The organism is Streptomyces sp. NPDC104309 (genome assembly GCF_055584025.1).
In genome coordinates this window covers 81,353-101,515 of record NZ_JBVJMV010000025.1, presented here as the reverse complement: position 1 = coordinate 101,515, position 20,163 = coordinate 81,353, and the positions used below count along the sequence as shown (strand labels likewise).

The window sequence follows — 20,163 nt, the reverse complement described above, 5'->3', positions numbered from 1 at the left end:
CGTGATCAGCGCGATACGCCTCGGGGGCAGCGAAGCCCCCGGCCTGCGCCCGGAGTGCCACAGCACCCGGGCCATCACTGATCCTCACAGCCCGGCCCGACTGTCAAAAATGGCCAATATGGGCCCGGGTATCTCTCATAGCGGCATAGCGTCGACTCAGACCGGAAACCCCGTGTCGTGGCGGTACGTCGTCTTTTACACCTACGTCACGCAACGGCGCGCGACAGGAGCCAGAGGACATGCAGACCAAGCTGGACGAAGCCAAGGCCGAGCTGCTCGCACGGGCCGCCAAGGTAGCTGACAACAGCCCGGGCGGTGGTGTCGGTGGCCCGGGCGGTACCCCCCGGGTGAGTACCGCGGCCACCGGGGCCGGGCAGGAACGTCCCGGGCAGGACGTACTCCTCGCCTACCTCCAGCGCTACTACCTGCACACCGCTCCGGAGGACATCGCGGGCCGCGACCCCGTCGACGTCTTCGGTGCGGCCTCCTCCCACTACCGGCTGGCCGAGAATCGTCCGCAGGGCACGGCGAACGTCCGGGTGCACACCCCGACCGTCGAGGAGAACGGCTGGACGTGCAGCCACTCCGTCGTCGAGGTCGTCACCGACGACATGCCGTTCCTCGTCGACTCCGTCACCAATGAGCTGTCCCGGCAGGGGCGCGGCATCCATCTCGTGATCCACCCGCAGGTCGTCGTGCGCCGCGACGTCACCGGCAAGCTCATCGAGGTCCTCGCCGAGGGCAACGGCCACGCCACGGGCCCGCAGGGCCGCACGAAGGCCAAGGGTGCCGAGGCCGCCGGGACCGAGCTGCCGCACGACGCGCTCGTCGAGTCCTGGATCCACGTCGAGATCGACCGTGAGACCGACCGCTCCGACCTCCAGCAGATCGCCGCCGATCTGCTGCGGGTGCTGTCCGACGTGCGGGAGACCGTCGAGGACTGGGAGAAGATGCGCGAGGCCGCGCTGCGCATCGCCGACGGCCTGCCCGGCGAGCCGCTCGACGATCTCGCCGACGAAGAGGTGAACGAGGCCGGGGAGCTGCTGCGCTGGCTCGCCGCCGACCACTTCACCTTCCTCGGCTACCGCGAGTACGAGCTGAAGGAGACCGACTCGCTGGCCGCCGTCCCCGGCACCGGCCTCGGCATCCTGCGTTCCGACCCGCACCACAGCGTCGACGAGGCGCACCCCGTCAGCCCGTCCTTCGACCGGCTGCCCGCCGACGCACGGGCCAAGGCCCGAGAGCGCAAGCTCCTCGTCCTCACCAAGGCCAACAGCCGGTCGACCGTCCACCGCCCCAGTTACCTCGACTACGTCGGCGTGAAGAAGTTCGACGCCGACGGCAACGTCATCGGTGAGCGCCGCTTCCTCGGACTGTTCTCGTCCGCCGCGTACACCGAGTCCGTGCGCCGGGTCCCCGTCATCCGCCGCAAGGTCGCCGAGGTGCTGGAGGGCGCGGGCTTCTCGCCCAGCAGCCACGACGGCCGTGACCTGATCCAGATCCTGGAGACGTACCCGCGCGACGAGCTCTTCCAGACGCCCGTCGACCAGCTGCGTTCCATCGTCACGTCCGTCCTGTACCTCCAGGAGCGCCGCCGGCTGCGGCTCTACCTGCGTCAGGACGAGTACGGGCGCTACTACTCCGCGATCGTCTACCTGCCCCGCGACCGCTACACCACCGGTGTGCGGCTGCGCCTGATCGACATCCTCAAGGAGGAACTGGGCGGCACCAGCGTCGACTTCACCGCCTGGAACACCGAGTCGATCCTCTCCCGGCTGCACTTCGTCGTCCGGGTCGCCCCCGGTACCGAGCTGCCCGACCTCACCGACGCCGAGGCCGACCGCATCGAGGCCCGGCTCGTCGAGGCCGCCCGCTCCTGGGCCGACGGTTTCCAGGAGGCGCTCGGCGCCGAGTGCGGCGAGGAGCGTGCCGCCGAGCTGCTGCGTCAGTACGGCCACTCGTTCCCCGAGGGCTACAAGGCGGACCACACGCCGCGCGCCGCCGTCGCCGACCTGGTCCACCTCGAAGCGCTCAAGAAGGGCGAGAGGGACTTCGCCCTCAGCCTCTACGAGCCGGTCGGCGCCGGCCCCGGCGAGCGCCGCTTCAAGATCTACCGGACCGGCGAGCAGGTCTCCCTGTCCGCCGTCCTGCCGGCCCTCCAGCGGCTCGGCGTCGAGGTCGTCGACGAGCGTCCGTACGAGCTGCGCTGCGCGGACCGTACCCACGCCTGGATCTACGACTTCGGTCTGCGGATGCCGCAGACCAACGGCAACGGCAACTACCTCGCCGACGACGCCCGCGACCGGTTCCAGGACGCCTTCGCCGCCGTGTGGACCGGTGAGGCGGAGAACGACGGCTTCAACTCGCTCGTGCTGGGCGCCGGTCTGAACTGGCGGCAGTCGATGGTGCTGCGCGCCTACGCGAAGTACCTGCGCCAGGCCGGATCGACCTTCAGCCAGGACTACATGGAGAGCACTCTCCGCAACAACGTCCACACCACCCGGCTGCTGGTCTCGCTCTTCGAGGCGCGGATGTCGCCCGAGCGCCAGCGGGCCGGTACGGAGCTGACCGACGGGCTCCTCGAAGAGCTGGACGGGGCCCTGGACCAGGTCGCCTCCCTCGACGAGGACCGGATCCTGCGCTCCTTCCTCACCGTCATCAAGGCCACCCTGCGCACCAACTTCTTCCAGATGTCGGACGACGGCAAGCCGCATTCGTACGTCTCGATGAAGTTCGACCCGCAGTCCATCCCGGATCTGCCCGCGCCCCGCCCGGCGTTCGAGATCTGGGTCTACTCGCCGCGCGTCGAGGGCGTGCACCTGCGCTTCGGCAAGGTCGCGCGAGGCGGTCTGCGCTGGTCGGACCGGCGCGAGGACTTCCGTACGGAGATCCTCGGCCTGGTCAAGGCGCAGATGGTGAAGAACACCGTCATCGTGCCCGTCGGCGCCAAGGGCGGCTTCGTCGCCAAGCAGCTGCCGGACCCGGCCGTCGACCGTGACGCCTGGATGGCCGAGGGCATCGCCTCGTACCGCACCTTCATCTCGGCGCTGCTCGACATCACCGACAACATGGTGGCCGGTGAGGTCGTGCCGCCCCAGGACGTCGTCCGTCACGACGAGGACGACACCTACCTGGTCGTCGCCGCCGACAAGGGCACCGCGAAGTTCTCCGACATCGCCAACGAGGTCGCCGTCTCGTACGGCTTCTGGCTCGGCGACGCGTTCGCCTCCGGAGGTTCCGCCGGCTACGACCACAAGGGCATGGGCATCACCGCCCGCGGCGCCTGGGAGTCCGTCAAGCGGCACTTCCGCGAGCTCGGCCACGACACCCAGACCGAGGACTTCACCGTCGTCGGCGTCGGTGACATGTCGGGTGACGTGTTCGGCAACGGCATGCTGCTCTCCGAGCACATCCGGCTCGTCGCCGCCTTCGACCACCGGCACATCTTCATCGACCCCACCCCGGACGCCGCCACCTCGTACGCCGAGCGGCGCCGCCTCTTCGACCTGCCGCGCAGCTCCTGGGCCGACTACAAGAAGGACCTGCTCTCCGCGGGCGGCGGCATCCACCCGCGCAGCGCCAAGTCCATCCCGATCAACGCGCACATCCGGAAGGCGCTCGGCATCGAGTCGGGGGTCACCAAGCTGACGCCCGCCGAGCTGATGCAGACCATCCTCAAGGCCCGTGTCGCCCTGCTGTGGAACGGCGGCATCGGCACGTACATCAAGTCCTCCGCCGAGTCGAACGCGGACGTCGGCGACAAGGCCAACGACGCGATCCGGGTCAACGGCCAGGACCTGCGGGCCAAGGTCGTCGGCGAGGGCGGCAACCTCGGCGCCACCCAGCTCGGCCGGATCGAGTTCGCCCGCAACGGCGGCCGGATCAACACCGACGCGATCGACAACAGCGCCGGTGTGGACACCTCCGACCACGAGGTGAACATCAAGATCCTGCTCAACGGTCTGGTGCGGGACGGCGACATGACCGTCAAGCAGCGCAACAAGCTGCTCGCCGAGATGACCGACGAGATCGGCCGTCTGGTGCTGCGCAACAACTACGCGCAGAACGTGGCGCTCACCAACGCCACGGCCCAGTCGTCCTCCCTCCTCCACGCCCACCAGCGCTTCATGCGCCGGCTGGTCCGCGACGGGGATCTCGACCGCGGGCTGGAGTTCCTGCCCAGCGACCGGCAGATCCGTGAACTGCTGAACGCCGGCAAGGGGCTCAGCCAGCCCGAGCTGGCCGTGCTGCTCGCGTACACGAAGATCACGGCGGCCAGGGAGCTGATCCGGACCAGCCTGCCGGACGACCCGCACCTGCAGAAGCTGCTGCACGCCTACTTCCCGCAGCAACTGCGCGAGCAGTTCCCCGAGGCGGTCGACGGGCACGCGCTGCGTCGCGAGATCATCACCACGGTCCTGGTCAACGACACCGTGAACAGCGGCGGTTCGACGTTCCTGCACCGCCTGCGGGAGGAGACCGGCGCCTCGATCGAGGAGATCGTGCGGGCGCAGTTCGCGGCCCGTGAGATCTTCGGCCTCGGCCAGGTGTGGGACGCCGTCGAGGAGCTCGACAACAAGGTCGCCGCCGATGTGCAGACCCGGATCCGGCTGCACTCGCGCCGGCTCGTCGAGCGCGGGTCGCGCTGGCTGCTCGGCAACCGGCCGCAGCCGCTGGAGATCGCCGGGACGATCGACTTCTTCAAGGACGGTGTCGAGCAGGTCTGGGCCGAGCTGCCCAAGATGCTGATGGGCGCCGACCTGGAGTGGTACCAGTCGATCCTGGAGGAGCTCACCGAGGCGGGTGTCCCGGGCGAGCTGGCCCAGCGGGTCGCCGGATTCTCCTCCGCCTTCCCGGCGCTGGACGTCGTGGCGATCGCGGAGCGCACCGGCAAGGACCCGCTCGCCGTCGCCGAGGTGTACTACGACCTCGCGGACCGGCTGGGCATCACGCAGCTCATGGACCGGATCATCGAGCTGCCGCGGGCCGACCGCTGGCAGTCCATGGCACGGGCCTCCATCCGCGAGGACCTGTACGCCGCGCACGCCGCGCTCACCGCGGACGTGCTGTCCGTGGGCAACGGGACCTCCACGCCGGAGGAGCGGTTCCAGGCGTGGGAGGAGAAGAACGCGGCGATCCTCACGCGGTCGCGCTCCACGCTTGAGGAGATCCGGAGCTCGGACTCGTTCGACCTGGCGAACCTCTCGGTGGCCATGCGGACGATGCGGACGCTGCTGCGCACGCACGCGTAGCGGGTTTCGGGGCGGGGCGGTGGCCGGGAGTGCCCGGTGACCGCCCCGCCCCTCGTCGTCGGACGGATGTGAACGGGTCGGCGCCCGGGGCGGCAGGGGCCGGAACCCGTCCTGCGTCGTCGGACGGACGTGAGTGGGGCCCGGGCTCCGCCCCAAGGTGCCGGGCGGGCGGGGCTTCGTCTCAAGGCGCGGGGCGGGCGGGGCTTCGTCCCAAGGTGCCGGGCGGGCCGGGCTCCGTCCCGAGGTGCCGGGCGGGCGCGGGTCCGCTCTCAGTACATGCGGGTCTCGGCCGCTGACGACGGTGAGGGCGGCCGACGGCGCTGCCATGCCTGGGCCAGTTCGGTCGGGAAACGGCGGCCGCTGCGGGCCAGGATCACGCCCTCGACCAGTTGGAGCTCGTCCCCGCCGTGGTACTGCCGCTCGGTCGCGCCGAGCTTCTGCCACGCGCCCGGCCCGGACTTCCCGGCCGTCGGCCGCCATTGCGTGCCGTAGGTGCTGCTGTCGCGTACGTGGACGATGCCGCCGGTCACCCGCAGCTCGACATGGACGCGGCTGAGCCCGGCGGTGCGTTGTTCCGGGACCAGGTCGTGCAGTGCGATGCCGCCCTCGCCCGGTGCCCTGCCCACCTTCACCGTCGAGCCGTCCTCCAGGGTGAACCGGGCCTTCAGCTCGCCCTCCACCAGCAGCTTCAGCTGGACGGTCGCGGTGCGTGGGCCGTCGTCGAGCAGCGGGCTGCCGTGGCTCTGACAGTGCGGCACGCCCCTGATCACGCGCGGCAGCAGGGCCGCGGTGCCCTTGTGGGTGTCGTACAGGGTGCAACGCCGGTCCTCGCAGCGCCAGTTGCGGCTCACCACGTCGAAGCGGGGAGTGCGCCGGGGGCCCAGCAGGCCCATCTTCTTCAGCGCGTCCTCCTCCAGCTTCCTGGAGATGTCCAGCGCACTGGCCACGCCCAGGTCGACGGGGGCCAGCCGGACGGCGCCGTGCCGGGCCGGGACCGGCTCCAGGAAGTCGTCCGTATTGCCCTGGAGCCAGGGGCGCTCCTCGCGGTTGCCGCGGAAGCGGTCGCCGGTGATGACCGGGATGCCGGTGTACTCGCACAGTTCGAGCAGGCGCTCGTCGGCGTCCGGCAGTTCCTCGACCAGGCCACGGCGCACCCAGCGGCCGAGCAGCTGGATGTCGGCGGGATCGGTGAACTCCCGGCGCCCGCCGAGCCGAAGACTGGCATCGGCGACCAGGTAGAGCTTGACGTCCGGATCCCGGGCGAGCTCCTTCGCGGCGTCCACGACGAGCCGCAGCCGGCGCAGGGAACGCAGACCGGGTTCGCCCAGCCCGCGGTTGCGCACGACGTTGGACAGATCGACCAGGAAGCAGGCGGCGTTGAAGTCCGTGGTCAGGTGCTCTTCCATGGGAGGTCGCCTTCCCGGAAGTCCCGTTACGGGAACTGACGGCATGTGAATCTCGGTGCGGTGCAACTATATTGACGTCCTCGACGGCCCCCGGGTTCCGACGGACGCGCGCGGACGGGGTGGCCGGTGGGGCGGCAGGGACGAGAACGTGGGGGCGTTTGCGTGTCGGAGTGGGGTTCGTTCATCGACGAGACGCCGTCGGGTCAGTCTCCGCCGCCGCGTCCCGCGTACGCCCCGTCCGGGGCGGGTGCCGACGACGACGGCTGGGGCAGCTTCGCGGACGAGACACCGCAGCCCGCGGCGCGGGTGCCACCGCAGCCCCCTTCGAGCACATACCGGGCTCCTGTCCCGTCGCCCGAGGTCGCCGCCTCGTTGCTGACCGCCGGGGAGACCCTGTGGGCGCGGGTCGACGGCGCGGAGGCGGTGCTCGGTTCGGGCTGCCGGGTGGCCGTCGTGCCGGGCGGGGACGGGGAGGCGGCGGACGGCTTCAGCGGCTGGCGGCCGGTGACCGTGGTCGATCCGGCCTCCCTCACCGTACGACTCGTGCCGCTGGCCCTCGCCGAACCGCCCGTCGGTACCGCGACGCCCGTCTCCGAGCTGTACGCGGACCCCGAGCCGTACACGGCGCCCGCACCCGGCCGGGCCGGGCCGTTCCCGGTCGGGCAGGGTCCTGATCTCGACGGGCTGCTGCACCGCGCGGAGGCGGAGGAGCGAGCCAGGGTACGCGCGGACGTCGAGGACCAGGCCCGGCGGGCCGAGCAGGAACTCGCCCGCGCGAAAACGGAGTTGCGCGAGCGGGCCGAGGCCGCCGAACGCCGGGCCGAGCAGCGCGAACAGCGGGCGCAGGAGGCCGCGCAGCGCGCCCAGGAGTACGCCGAGCAGCAGATCGGAACCGCTCGCGACGAGGTCGCCCGAGCGGTGTGGCAGTGGCAGGAGCGCGCGCAGCGGGCCGAGGCGGAGATCGCCCGGCTGAGCGGTGAGCTGGCGAGGGCGGAACAGGCAGGGGTCCTGCGGCACGTAATGGACCGCCGTCGTCGCGCCGGTGGCGGGCGTGACCAAGGGGGAACGAAAGGCGCATGAGCGAGGAACTACCCACAGAGGCACCGGAGTTCGGAGCCGTCGCGGTGCCGCGGATCACCGTGGAATGGCCGCAGGAACTGGCTCCGACGCTCCGTGACAGTGTGGTCGAGGCGCACACCCTGGACCGCGAGGACCTCATCGGGGCCCTGCCCGGACTGTGGCGGGCCGTCGACGCCGCACTGGATCTGGCGGGGCCCGGAAGTCTGGTCGCGGAGTCCGTGCGGCACGACGCGTACGAGGGCTGGCAGGTGGCGGCACTGCCCCGCTACGACCTCGACGGGCGCTTCCGCGCGCGCGAGCGCCGGGACGCAGCCTCGCACGGTGCGCCGCAGCTCAGGGACCGGCGGACGCTGGTCAGGGCACTGGTGGGAGCCGTCGCCGAACGGCTCTGCCTGGATCTGCGGGACGCCCTGCAGATGCTCGACGTGTTCGCGGGAACCTTTCCGCCCGGACTGGACGCGGTCTGTCGCAGGCTCCTCGGGCACGAACTGCGCCAGGGAATCGCCTCCGGGCTCGCCCCGCTGCACGAGGCGCTGGAGCGCCGTGCGCCGGGTGGGGTGTCCACGCTCTGCTACCGGGAGAGCGCGGTCGGCTCGCGCAAGGCCAAGGGGGATCCGGCCACCGACAACGAGGACACCGCCGGCGCGTCGACCGGATCGAGCGGGGTGCTGCGGTGCGCGGTCTTCGACGGGGTGACCGGTGACGGCGACGGTTCGGGCGGCACGGCCGCGCGTGCGGCCCTGGACCAGGCGGTGCGGAGGTGGCGGCTGGAGGAGGAGGCCGCAGAGGCGTCCGGGACGCCCCACGCCGGTGCCGTACCGCCCGTCCCCCGCCCCGGCGAGCTGATCGCCGAGCTGGACGCCGCCGTCGGGCGGGCCACCGCCGACGGCAGCGCCGCCGCCGTCCTCGCGACCGTGCGGCCGGACGGCGCCGCCTCCGTCGTGTCGGTGGGCGACGCCGAGGCGTGGCTGATCCGGCCATTGCGGGTGCCGCCGGGTGAGATCCCGTACACCGCGTGGAAGCTGACGCCCGCTCATACCGGTTTCGCCGAGCGGCTCCGGGTCACCGCCGACGCCGAGGGCGAGGAGTCGCAGCTCGTCTCCTTCCTCGGCGGCGGTACGGCCCGCTGGGCCCACCGGACGTTCCGGGTCGCCCCCGGGGATCTGCTGCTGCTCGCCTCGGACGGGGCGACCGAACCGGAACGGGACCGGTGGTTCGGCGCCGTGCTCGCGGAACTGACCGCGCAGCTCGACGCGTCCGGAAGGCCGACCGCCCCCGCGCTCGCCGCCGCGCTGGTGCAGCGGGCCGAGGCTCTGGGCGGCTGGGACAACGCGACCGCGCTGGTCTGCGCGGTGGGGGAGGCGAAGGACTGATGACCGAGGACATCAAGATCACGGCGGACCGGCAGGAGGTGCATCTCGGTGAGGAGTTCACCGTCCTGATCGCCCCGCGCGAGCTGGGCCGCGGCGACCGGGTCGGCGAGGGCGTCGCGTATGTCATCGCCATCGACGACAGCTACTCCATGGAGATCAGGGCCGATTCGAGCACCGACGAGTTCGCCGACCCGAACCATCCCGACGACCCGAGCCGCAAGCAGGTCGCCGAGGCCGGGGTGCGGGAGTTGGTCGCCGCACTGCCGCGCGGCGCCCACGTCGATGTGCTGACCTTCGCGCAGAACACCGGGCTGCGGTTCTCCGGCACCGCGGGGGAGCTCCAGCGCCGCGGCCGGTGGAACGGCAATATCGAGGACGAGCGCCGCTGGACCAACATCGAGGGCGCCCTGCACCGCGCGTACCAGCAGCTCGACCAGCAGCGGGCCGCCTCGCGCCGCGTGGTGCTGTTCAGCGACGGCATCCCGAACTTCGGTGAGACCGACCCCGCCCGGCTCGCCGCCCTCGCCCATGGCGCGGCCGATCGCGAACTGCACACCGATGTCATCGGTATCGGCGCGGGCGCCGACTTCGGGCTGCTCGAACGCCTCGCGCCGACCGGACTGCCGGAGCACGTCGCCTCCCGGTCGGGCGCGGCCGAGGCGATGAGGCAGATCACCGCCAGGTTCGCGGCGTACGGCAGGGACGTCGTCGCGGGCGGCGGCGAAATCTCCCTGGAGATCAACCCGAACTTCCCGGTGCTCGGCGTCTACCAGCTCGATCCGACCCGTCGCCGGATCGACGGCGCGCTCGCGGACGGCGGCGGACGGCGGCCCAGCCGGGTGCGGCTGAAGCTCGGCGCGATCGGCGCGGGCGAGGAGGGGCAGCCGCTGTACGCGCTGAAACTGCGCGCGCCGGAACGGATCAGCGCCGGTCCGATGCCCGTGCTGAAGGCGACCGGCTCCCTCGGCGCCGGACGGGACGCGCGGCAGCTCGCACCCGCCCAGATCGCGCTGCGCACGGTCGACAATCCCATGTCGCCGATCCTGCAGCCCGATCTTGAGCGGCAGATCGCCGCCGTCGAACTGGACCGGGAGATCAGCGGCCGGATCGCGGCAGCGGCCTCGAAGGACGAGCGGGAGCGGATCTATCAGGAGGGCGTCGAGCGCGCCCGGCGCATTCCGGACCCCGATCTGGCCGCCGCCTACCAGCGGGCGAGCGGCGGCCTGAGGGACGGACTCGACCCCAAGGACGTGGCGAACGAGGCCCGTGCGGCGTCGAGCCGCAGCTCCACCAAGTCCAAGCGGGAATGGTTCCAGCAGATCCCGGTCGAGACGCCGGACGAGATCCGGGCCCGGCGCCGCCGGCCGAGTCTCGATGACGACGACGATGACGACGACGGCGCGTACGGCGGGGACAGCGGCGCGTACGGCAGCAGCACCTACGGCAGTGGTGCGTACGGGAGCGGCGGTGGAAGCGGCACGTACGGCAGTGGTGCGTACGGCGGTGGCAGTGGTACGTACGGCGCCCCGCCCACCCTTTTGCCCGACGCCCCCACCGGACCGCCTCCCGGCCGGGACCCGCGATGAGCGTGCCCGACGTCATCATCGACGCCTCCAACGTCGCCGCCACCAAGAAGCGGCCCTGGCCCTTCTCCCGGGTCGTCGGGGTGCGGGACGCCTGGCTGCGTGATCACCCGGGCACCACCGCGATCGCCGTGCTCGACGCCACCGTCCGCCCGTTCCTCGACGAACAGCACCTGGTGAAGCAGGCCGAACGCGAGCAGTGGCTCGAAGTCCACCAGGGGGACGCGGACGACCGGATCCTGGCGCTCGCCGCACAGTTCGGCGCCGCCATCGTCTCCAGCGACAACTTCCGCTTCGCCCGCCGCGAGCACACCTGGCTGCAGGGCAACAACTCCCGGGTCTGGTCGGTGCGCAGGGTGCACGGCCGGGTCATGTTCAGCCCGCGCCACCTCGGGGTCGCCACCGACGAGGAGATCGAGCGCGACCGGCTGCACAAGCTCGACAAGGCGGGGCTGCTGCGCGAGGACGCCGAGGAGCGCTTCCGCTGCACCTCCCCGGCGGCCACCTGCCTGCGCGGCGGCACGGTGCTGCTGCCGCGGCAGGTCAACAAGGACGGCAAGCGCTGGTTCTGCCGCTCCTGCGGCTACGAGGCGGTCGAGGTCGTCGTCGAACCATCGGTGCCCGAGGGGCCGGACCCGGGGCCCGTCCTGGTCACCGTGCAGCACGGCTACTCGATCCGGACGACGGTGACGGTACCGCCCGAGGGACTGACGCTCGGGCGGGCCTCCCGCAGCCGCCCCGGCACCACCGACGTCACCGAAGGACTCGGCGCCGACCGGGCGGCCGAGATCAGCCGGGCCCATCTGCGGATCTTCCTCGACGACGACGGCAGGCCGCTCGCCGAGCACCTGCCCGAGAACAACGCCTCGTTCCTCAATCCGGAACTGGACTTCACCGGGCTGCCCCGCACCGCCCGGCTGGCCGCCGGGACGCCGTACGCGCTGGAGGACGGCGACGAACTCCACCTGGGGCCCGGCACCGTACGCCTGCGCATCAGCGACGGCAGCGAGCAGGGCCACGACTCCGGAAGCGGGCACGCCGGATGACCCCGTTCGAGCCCGGCTGGGTGCACGCCGAGCACCCCGACGCCCTCGGCTCACCCCGGCTGGCCTGGCTGCCCGAGACCTACGGCGAGGACGGCCGGTTCCGCACCCGGCGACTCCTCGCCGGTGCCGGGCAGGGATACGCCGTACTCGCCGAGGACCGCTGGTCCGGCGGTGACGTGGTGATCAAGGGCATGTGGTGGTCGCAGTCCGTCCTGGACGACCCGCGCACTGTCCACGGTGCGCTGGCCGAGCAGCGCAAACAGCGCGACCAGGGACTGCGGGCCGCCCGACAGGCCGCGCAGCTCACCCAGCAGTGCCCGGTCGTCATCAGCGTCGAGTCCCAGCCGTCGCCGTCCCTGCTGGCGAGCGGAGGCGCGCACCGGGGAGGGCAGGGCGCCGCCGCCACCGACGTACCGTACGAGAGCTTCCTCGTGCAGCAGTTCATCGGGCACCACGGCGGCGTCTCGCGCACCCTCCAGGAGGAGATCGACGAGCGGGCCGACTCCCACCGCCGCTTCAAGCCCGATCAACTCCTCGATCTGGCCGAGCAGTTGTGCAACACTCTCGCCGCGCTCCACGCCGACCGGCATCACGGCGACGAGCACTCCAAGGGCTGGATCCACGCCGACATCAAGCCGGAGAACATCCTCGTCCTCGGGCCGCCCGCCCGCTACGTGCTCATCGACTACGACGCCGCCGTGCAGATCGGCGACCGCATCCGCACCACCACCAGCGCCTACGCCCCGCCGTCCGCCGAAGGCGCCGACGAACCCTCCGAACTCGCCCCGGCCTCCGAGCGGTTCGACATCTACATGCTCGGTGCCACCCTCGCGCACGCCGCCGCGCTGCGCCGGCTCACCGACCGGCAGGCCCGCGAGCTGTATGCGGAGGACTTCGACGTCAGCGCCCCGGCCCGGCGCTTCATCGCCAATCTGCGCTACGGCCCCATCCTCACCAACGCCCTCACCACCTGCCTGTCGGCGAGGAAGTTCCGGCTGGCCACCGTCGACCGGGTCAGGACCGACCTCGCCCGCGCCCGCAGCGCCACCGCCCTGCAGTCCGCACTCCGCACGCTGGGAGAGCCCCGATGACCCGCCGATCCGGAACGGGCGCCACGCCCGCCGGACTCCCGCGCATCCCCGGCCGCTCCGGCCGCGCCTGGGAGCCGCACACCGTCCAGCTGCGCCCCGGTCATCTGCGCTCCTCGGGCGCCACCATCCGCGCCACCCGCCTCGTGAAGGACGAGGACGCCGACGCGTACGGGGCGCTGCGGGTCTTCACCGACCGCAAACAGCGCGGCAGAGCCGCCGCCCTCCTCGCGGCCGGCAGCCCCGTCACCCCCGCCCTCCTGGACATCGTCGACCACCCGGGACTGCCGCCCGCCCTCGTCACCGCGTGGTCGCCCGGCGCCTCCTCCGTACCGCTGCACGCGCTGCGCGAACGCGACGACCTCGACTCGATGCTCGCCGCGGGCCACCGCTGGACCCCCGCCGGAGCGCTGCACACCCTCGTACCGCTGGGCCGCGCCCTGGACGACATGGCGCACGCCGGATTCACTCCGCTGGAACTCTCCCCGGACCATCTCGTTCTCAACTCCGGCTCCCTTGCGCTCGTCGGCCTCGGCCGGCACGGCTACGTCCCGGCCGAGGGCCGGATGCCCGGACCCCAGGGCATGTCGCTGCCCAGCGCACTGCTCCTCGGCGAGGACCTGCCGCCCGCCACCGCCACCGGCCGGGACACCGCGGTGCGCTGGCGGGAGGTCCAGCTGCGCGCCCTGACCCGGCTGGCCGGCTGGATGGCCTGCGGGCTGCCGCCCGCCGCCTGGGGTCCGGTGCACGGCCCCGCCGACCTCGGCGGCTACCTGGAGGCCGCCGGCTTCCAGCGGGTGCCCGCGCTGCGCCCCGGACAGCTCGCCGACACCCTGGCCCGCGCCGCCCGGCACGAGGAGGAGGCCCGCGCCCTGCGGGACTTCGCCGAGGCCGAGGCGCTGCTCGTGTACGACGACGCCGCACAGAACTCCGGCGGCGGGGACCGTCTCCCCATCAACCCCGAGGTGCTGCGCCTCGGCCTGCTGCACGACCACGGGCCCAAGGTGATCGCGCTGGCCGCGTTCGAACAGCGGCGGCTGGGCACCCGTACCGCCACCCTGCTCTCCGGCGCCGGCTGGGTGCTGCTGCCCCCGAAGGACTTCATTGCCCAGGTCTGCCGCGCCGCGGGCGCGGCGCCCCGGGCCAGGCTCGTCGTCGCGGGCCGGATCGGCGGCGAGGACCTGCGGCGGATCGAGGCGGTGCGCGGCGGGCGTGCCCAGCGCGTCGACCCGGACGACCTCGCGGGCTCCGTACCGCGCATCGCGGGCCGCCCCGCCGACCAGCTGCCGTATCTCACCGACCGCGACATGGACGCCTACTCCGCCGAACTCCTCGGCGGGGTCGGCGGTCAGGCGATGCGGCGGCGGACCTTCGCCGCGGGCTGGACCCTCGCCCTCGGCGGGACCGACCAGCTGCCGCCCCGCCAGCGCGGCAAACTGCTCGACCAGATGACCGACTGCTTCGGCACCAACACCGAACTGCTCGTCGCCGTGCGCGCCCGGCAGAACGCCCCCGGCATGCGCAAGCAGAACAGGCTCCTCGACGAGGCCCGGATGCGGCGCCTGGTCGCCGCCCTGTCCGGCGTCCCCGGCTCGGTCTTCCGCGACTGTCTGATGTCCGCGCTCCTGGGCCCCGCCGCCGAGGACCTCTATGACGAGGCCGCCCGCCGGCTGCTCCCCGTCGCCACCCGGCTCGCGTCGGTCTTCGATCCCGACCGCGCCGTCGGCGCCGGTGCGCTGCCCATGGAGGACGCGCTGCGGGAACGGCCGGGCATCCGCCGGGTCGGTCTCTACGGGAGGCTGTGCACCGCCGTCACCGAGGTCGACCCCGCCCGGCTCGCCGCGGCCGTCGCCTCGATGGACGACACCCTCGTCGGCGTACTCTCCGAAATCCCGGCGCCCAGCCTGCAGTTCCTCGCCGGACGGCTGGAGGACCCCGAACTGCTGGACCTGTTGCGCCCGCACCTCCAGGGCGACGACCTCGACCTTCTCGCCCGCTACACCCCGCAGATGTGGCGGATGCTCCTCGACGGGCTGCGCCAGCCCGAACACCTCGGCTCCCTCGGCCTGGGCTGGGTGCAGATCGCCGTCCAGGACCCGGACGGCACCGTCGACGCGCGCGTGCTGCTGCGGATCGCCGCCGACGCCGAGGTCCCCGGTCCCGACGCGGTACGCGCCCTGCTCGGCACCGGCCCGGAGCACTGGTCCACCGTCTGTGCCCACCCGCTGCTCGCCGCCCGCTGGCTCGCCGAACAGGGCGACCTCGACATCGCCGAGATCGTCGCCGCCTTCCCCGACCCGGAGACCGCCCTCGCCGCCCTCGGCACCGAGGGTCTGCGGCACGCCCATGAACTCGGGCTGGACCAGCGGGCGATGAGCGTGCTCGGCGGTTACGCGGACGGTCTGGGCCGCCCGCTCGACGAGGTGCTCGTCGCCTTCCGGGAGCGGGGCTACGAGAGCGAGCAGGCGGCCCCGTTCGCCACCGCCGCGGCCGTCGAGTGGTCGCGTATGCAGCGGGGCCGGGGCAAGGCACTCGGCTGGATCGTCGGCAATGTGGTGGAGCGCCCCGGCAGGATCCGCGACTGGGCGGTGGACGGCAGGGGGCTGACGCGCCGCGTCACCGAGGCGGTGCTGGGGTCGCCGGAAGCGGCCGCCGCGGCGGGCGGAGGGTCCGGCGCCGCCGCACCCGTACCGGAGTCTCTGCTGGCCGCCCCCGCCCTGCTGCCCCTCCTCGCCGGACTCGGCAGCCACCGGCAGCGCACCGCGCTCCTCGACCTGTACGCCGCCGAGCCCGAGGCCGTACTCGACCCGCGCGCCCGCCGGGAACTGCCGCTGCTCCTCGCCGCTCCCGACCCGGTCCAGGCCCTGCGGGTCCTGCTGCGCGAGGGGCTCGGGGTGATCGCCCAGCAGCTCGCCGAGCGGCTGCGGATCAGCCCCGAACAGCGCCGCGTCCTCGCCGAACTCGCCCCGCTCACCGAGGTGCTGGTCCCGCCCTCGCTGGAGGCCGTACTGACGGTCGGCGTCCGCTTCGGTCCGCGCGTCGCCGTCACCGCGGCGGTCGTCGAACAGAGGCTGCCGGGCGCCGCGGACGCCCTCACGGCCTGGGGCCCGCGCTGGCTGCCGCTGCTCGCGGGCCCGGCGGGGGAGCGGGTGCTGCGACTGCTGGTGGAACAGCGGGAGCGGCACGGCGAACAGAGCGGGCGGCTCACCCCGTGGCTGCTGGCGGCGGGCGAGGACGGGCTCGCGCTTGTCGAGCGCTTCGGTTCGGACGCGCTCGCCCTGGTCCTGGCCACCGACGCACCGCCCGCCGACGCCCGGTTGCTCGGCGAACTGCTGATGCTGCCGGGGCCCTGTGCCGTACTTCACCGGCTGATCACCGGTTACGGACTGCCCGCGGCGTCCTGGCCCCGGGCGGCGGCGCTGCTGGCGCGCGGGGGGCCGGAGGAGCGGGTGCTGCTGCGGCTGTGGGCGCGGTCGGCCGCCGGCTGATCACTCGTTGATCTTCCAGAGGGTCAGCTCGGTGTCGAAACCCGGCACCGTGAAGTCGCCGGGTACGAGGTGCGAGTCGACGATCTTCAACATGGCCAGGTTGTTGTCGGACGTCACCGTGCACAACAGGGTGCCCTTGGCGAGGGTCTTGCCGTCCTCCAGCTGGTCCTCGTCGAGGTCCTGCATGACATTGGTGTCCACGGCGTCGCGGCAGGCCTCGGGGGTGGGGGCGGTCGACTTGCCCGTCGGGGTGATGAACTCCATCACCGAGACCCCGTTGAAGTACCTGATCTCCTGGTCCTTCTTGTCCTCCTCGTACGAGCCGCCGTGCGGGTTCAGCTTCGGCTTGTCGAGGTCCATCATCGTGGTCTGCTGCCAACCCGGTGCCCGGATGATGAGCGGCTTGTCCTTGAAGACCGGGGTGTACGTGGTCCTCGGCGAGGAGGGCGCGGAAGGTGAGGACGAGGACGCCGGGGATGCGGACGGGGACGAGGGCTGGTCCGTCGCCCTGTCGTCGCCCTTCGAGCCGCCGGGGGAGGTGATCGACCAGGTCACGACCACGGCCACGACCACGGCGACCGCCGCTCCTGCGATGAGCAGCGCGGTGTGGGGGCGCTTGGCCGGCGCCGGGGGCCGGGGCGGATACGCGGACGGGGTGGCGGAGGGGTGGTTCGGGGCGTACGGCGGCGGGCCGTGGGGGACGGTCGGCCCGGTCACGGGCGGCTGGGTCGGCGCGTCCGGCGGCCGAGTCGTCGCCTGTCCGGCCGGAGCGCCCGGGGGAATCGGGTCGGAGGGGAGCGTGGGGCCGGTCGGCGACGGACCTGTGCGCGGCGGGTACGGAGGCACCGTGGCCGCGCCGGTGGGCTGCGGAGGCTGCCGCACGGCGCGTTCACGGCGCTCGATCTCCGCGGCGAGCGGCTCCGGCAGCCGGCCGTCGGACTCCAGCAGCGGGCGGCCCGCCGACCGCTCGCACAGGGCGGCGAGTTCGGCGGGGGTGATACGCGCCTGCGGATCGGCGGCCAGGCAGCGTTCCAGCAGCGGGCGCAGTTCCTGCGGGTAGCCGTCCAGCCGGGGCGGCCGGTGTTCGGTGTTGGCGATCTGGGCGGCGACGGTCATCGCCCCGCCTGTTCCGTACGGGTGGCGGCCGGTTGCCGCGAGGGCCGCGATCAGGCCGAGCGAGAAGACATCGGTGGCCGGTCCGACCTGCTCGCCGAGCGCGTGCTCGGGCGACATGAACTGCGGGGTCCCGATCAGTCCGCCGCTGCGGGTGAGTTGGGTGGCGTCGGCGGCGCGGGCGATCCCGAAGTCGATGACGTACGGGCCACTCGCCCCGAGCAGGATGTTGCCCGGCTTCAGATCGCGGTGGACCACCCCGGCCGTGTGGATGGCGCCGAGCGCCTGGGCCGCACAGCCGGTGAGCCAGAAGACCGTGGGCAGCGGCAGCGGTCCGTACGCGTCCAGCGCCGAATGGAGCGACACGCCGGGTACGAACACCGACGCCAGCCAAGGCTGTTGACCGGATGTGTCGTGGTCGACCACCGGCACCAGGTGATAGCCCTGCACCCGCCGGGCCGCCTGTACCTCCTGCTCGAACCGGAGGCGGAACTCGGGGTCGTCGCCGAACTCGCGGCGGATCAGCTTCAGCGCGATGGCCTGGCCGCCGCGGGTGTGCGAAAGATAGACGGTGCCCATGCCGCCCTCGCCGACGCGGGCGAGCAACCGGTATCCGGCGGTCTCGTGCGGGTCGTCCGGGCCCAGAGGTGTGAGCATGTCGCCGATGCCGGTACTGATGGGAGCCTCCCCCGCTCTCACTGCCGAATGTGGACGGACGAGAGCCTACGACAGGTGTCCGGCCGTCAATTCGTGACACCGGTCCGGTGGTTCGGCCGCTTTGGCGAGGAGGCGCGGCGGGTGGTCGAGGCTCGGGGGTTCACGGTCGGTGTGCCGGCGATCCGCGCGGCGACGACGAGACCGTGGCGCATCCGTACGGACGCGGCGACGGCGAGACCGTGGCCGCGTCCGTACGGATGCTGCCCGGTGGCGGCCCCGGCGGTCCTCTCCGGCCGCCCGCGTCCCCGTTCTCCGCGACCGTCCGCGCGGTCCGGCACCCCGTGCGCTCCGGCCGCTACTTCTTGCCGGTGAACCTCTCGTACGCGGCCACGACCTCGTCCGCCGGGCCGTCCATCCGCAGCGTCCCCGCCTCCAGCCAGATCGCCCGGTCGCAGGTCTCGGTGATCGACTTGTTGCTGTGGCTGACCAGGAAGACCGTGCCCGCCTCCTTGCGCAGTTCGATGATCCGTTCCTTGCTGCGTCGCTGGAACCTGGCGTCGCCGGTGGACAGCGCCTCGTCGATCAGGAGGACGTCATGGCTCTTGGCGGCCGCGATCGAGAACCGCAGCCGGGCGCCCATGCCGGAGGAGTACGTCCGCATCGGCAGGGTGATGAAGTCGCCCTTCTCGTTGATGCCGGAGAAGTCGACGATGCCCTGGTAGCGCTCGCGGATCTCGGCCCGCGTCATGCCCATTGCGAGGCCGCCGAGGACGACATTGCGTTCGCCGGTCAGATCGCTCATCAGCGCCGCGTTGACCCCGAGCAGCGAGGGCTGGCCCTGGGTGTGCACCCGGCCTTTCGTCGCGGGCAGCAGGCCGGCGATCGCCTTCAGCAGCGTCGACTTGCCCGAGCCGTTGGAACCGATCAGACCGATCGCCTCGCCCTTGTACGCGGCGAAGCTCACCCCCTTCACGGCGTGCACCTCGCGGACCCCCGGGGCCTGCCGCCGCGAGACGATGCGGCTGAGCGCCGAGGTGGCGCTGCCCTTTCCGGTACGGGCGCCGTTGACCTTGTACGTGATGTGGACGTCGTCCACGACGACGGTCGGTACCCGCTCGTTGTCGTCAGCCACGTCCGTACCGCTCCTCGGCCTGCCAGAAGTACACGAATCCGCCCACCCCGCACACGAGCGCCCAGCCCGCGGCGATCGCCCACACATGCGGCGGCAGATGGGACGCGCCGAAACTGTCGATGAGCGCGTACCGCATCAGGTCGATGAAGACGGCGGCCGGATTGCACTCCAGCATCACCATCACATAGTGCGGAACCCGGTCTCCCGAGAGCATCCTGTCCACGCTCCACATGACGCCGGAGGCGTACATCCAGGTGCGCAGGATGAACGGCATCAGCTGGGCGATGTCCGGCGTCCGGGCGGCCAGCCGCGCCACCACCATGGAGACGCCGGTGTTGAACACGGCCTGCAGGAACAGCGCCGGAACCGCCAGCAGCCAGGACGGCTTGGGGAACTGCCCGAACCCCACCAGGATCAGCACCAGCGCGCCCAGCGAGAACAGCAGCTGCTGGAGCTGCTGGAGGGCGAGTGCGATCGGCAGCGAGGCGCGCGGGAAGTGCAGGGCCCGTACGAGACCCAGGTTGCCGCTGATCGCGCGGGTGCCCGCGGTGATCGAGCTGCTGGTGAAGGTCCAGATGAACACGCCTGTGACGAGGAACGGGATGAAGTCCTCGATGTTGCGCTTCGTGTTCATCAGGACGCCGAAGATGAAGTAGTAGACCGTCGCGTTCAGCAGCGGGGTCATGATCTGCCAGATCTGGCCGAGCTTCGCCTGGCTGTACTGGGCGGTGAGCTTGGCGGTGGCGAACGCCGTGATGAAGTGCCGCCGTCCCCAGAGCTGCCGGATGTACGCGCCCAGGGAGGGCCGGGCCCCGCTCATGGTCAGTCCGTGCCGGGCGGCGAGCGCGGCGAGCTCGCCCGGCGCGTACACCGGGAGGAGCGCACCGGCGGGGGTCTCGGCCGGGGCCGCTGGGGTTGTTGTCTGGCTCACCACGATCGCTTTCG

At 72.4% G+C, this 20,163-nt stretch carries 11 protein-coding genes; 7 read left to right on the top strand and 4 right to left on the bottom strand.

Going from position 1 to position 20,163, the window contains the following annotated elements:
• Positions 1-239: 239 nt before the first annotated feature.
• Positions 240-5,252, top strand: a complete 5,013-nt coding sequence (locus tag ACZ68L_RS30390) for an NAD-glutamate dehydrogenase (protein ID WP_469583044.1) — start codon at positions 240-242, stop codon at positions 5,250-5,252.
• A 269-nt stretch (positions 5,253-5,521) separates the two neighbouring features.
• On the opposite strand, the gene ACZ68L_RS30385 is transcribed toward ACZ68L_RS30390, so the two are convergent.
• On the bottom strand, positions 5,522-6,658 hold the full coding sequence (locus ACZ68L_RS30385; protein WP_469583042.1) for an FHA domain-containing protein: 1,137 nt from the start codon (positions 6,656-6,658) through the stop codon (positions 5,522-5,524).
• Positions 6,659-6,820: 162 nt separating this feature from the next.
• Here ACZ68L_RS30385 and ACZ68L_RS30380 point away from each other — a divergent pair, with 162 nt between their 5' ends.
• Genes ACZ68L_RS30380 through ACZ68L_RS30355 form a run of 6 tightly spaced genes read left to right on the top strand, consistent with a single transcriptional unit; the run spans position 6,821 to position 16,316 of the window.
• On the top strand, positions 6,821-7,738 hold the full coding sequence (locus ACZ68L_RS30380; protein WP_469583039.1) for a hypothetical protein: 918 nt from the start codon (positions 6,821-6,823) through the stop codon (positions 7,736-7,738).
• Positions 7,735-9,111, top strand: coding sequence for a hypothetical protein (locus tag ACZ68L_RS30375; RefSeq protein ID WP_469583036.1), 1,377 nt, complete (start codon positions 7,735-7,737; stop codon positions 9,109-9,111). Before ACZ68L_RS30380 ends, ACZ68L_RS30375 begins: the two co-directional genes overlap by 4 nt.
• The gene (locus ACZ68L_RS30370) at positions 9,111-10,697 is read left to right on the top strand and encodes a VWA domain-containing protein (protein ID WP_469583034.1); all 1,587 of its coding nucleotides are present in this window, start codon (positions 9,111-9,113) and stop codon (positions 10,695-10,697) included. The genes ACZ68L_RS30375 and ACZ68L_RS30370 overlap by 1 nt, the downstream gene beginning before the upstream one ends.
• On the top strand, positions 10,694-11,740 hold the full coding sequence (locus tag ACZ68L_RS30365) for an NYN domain-containing protein (RefSeq protein WP_469583030.1): 1,047 nt from the start codon (positions 10,694-10,696) through the stop codon (positions 11,738-11,740). The genes ACZ68L_RS30370 and ACZ68L_RS30365 overlap by 4 nt, the downstream gene beginning before the upstream one ends.
• Positions 11,737-12,831 carry a protein kinase family protein gene (locus ACZ68L_RS30360; protein WP_469583027.1) on the top strand — a complete coding sequence of 365 codons (1,095 nt, stop codon included), beginning with the start codon at positions 11,737-11,739 and terminating at the stop codon, positions 12,829-12,831. The genes ACZ68L_RS30365 and ACZ68L_RS30360 overlap by 4 nt, the downstream gene beginning before the upstream one ends.
• The gene (locus ACZ68L_RS30355; RefSeq protein ID WP_469583025.1) at positions 12,828-16,316 is read left to right on the top strand and encodes a hypothetical protein; all 3,489 of its coding nucleotides are present in this window, start codon (positions 12,828-12,830) and stop codon (positions 16,314-16,316) included. The genes ACZ68L_RS30360 and ACZ68L_RS30355 overlap by 4 nt, the downstream gene beginning before the upstream one ends.
• On the opposite strand, the gene ACZ68L_RS30350 is transcribed toward ACZ68L_RS30355, so the two are convergent.
• From ACZ68L_RS30350 to ACZ68L_RS30340, 3 genes are all read right to left on the bottom strand, one after another.
• Positions 16,317-18,086, bottom strand: a complete 1,770-nt coding sequence (locus ACZ68L_RS30350) for a serine/threonine-protein kinase (RefSeq protein WP_469583022.1) — start codon at positions 18,084-18,086, stop codon at positions 16,317-16,319.
• A gap of 355 nt (positions 18,087-18,441) precedes the next feature.
• Complete coding sequence (locus ACZ68L_RS30345; protein WP_469583017.1) at positions 18,442-19,305, bottom strand: ABC transporter ATP-binding protein; 864 nt, start codon at positions 19,303-19,305, stop codon at positions 18,442-18,444.
• On the bottom strand, positions 19,211-20,152 hold the full coding sequence (locus ACZ68L_RS30340) for an ABC transporter permease (RefSeq protein ID WP_469583015.1): 942 nt from the start codon (positions 20,150-20,152) through the stop codon (positions 19,211-19,213). The genes ACZ68L_RS30345 and ACZ68L_RS30340 overlap by 95 nt, the downstream gene beginning before the upstream one ends.
• Between the last annotated feature and the right edge of the window lie 11 nt (positions 20,153-20,163).

Bases quoted from the DNA above. Each gene is read 5' to 3' on its own strand.
- ACZ68L_RS30390 (WP_469583044.1), top strand. From the start codon at position 240: ATGCAGACCAAGCTGGACGAAGCCAAGGCCGAGCTGCTCGCACGGGCC.
- ACZ68L_RS30345 (WP_469583017.1), bottom strand. From the start codon at position 19,305: ATGTGTGGGCGATCGCCGCGGGCTGGGCGCTCGTGTGCGGGGTGGGCG.
- ACZ68L_RS30370 (WP_469583034.1), top strand. From the start codon at position 9,111: ATGACCGAGGACATCAAGATCACGGCGGACCGGCAGGAGGTGCATCTC.
- ACZ68L_RS30355 (WP_469583025.1), top strand. From the start codon at position 12,828: ATGACCCGCCGATCCGGAACGGGCGCCACGCCCGCCGGACTCCCGCGC.
- ACZ68L_RS30385 (WP_469583042.1), bottom strand. From the start codon at position 6,658: ATGGAAGAGCACCTGACCACGGACTTCAACGCCGCCTGCTTCCTGGTC.
- ACZ68L_RS30365 (WP_469583030.1), top strand. From the start codon at position 10,694: ATGAGCGTGCCCGACGTCATCATCGACGCCTCCAACGTCGCCGCCACC.
- ACZ68L_RS30360 (WP_469583027.1), top strand. From the start codon at position 11,737: ATGACCCCGTTCGAGCCCGGCTGGGTGCACGCCGAGCACCCCGACGCC.
- ACZ68L_RS30350 (WP_469583022.1), bottom strand. From the start codon at position 18,086: ATGCTCACACCTCTGGGCCCGGACGACCCGCACGAGACCGCCGGATAC.
- ACZ68L_RS30375 (WP_469583036.1), top strand. From the start codon at position 7,735: ATGAGCGAGGAACTACCCACAGAGGCACCGGAGTTCGGAGCCGTCGCG.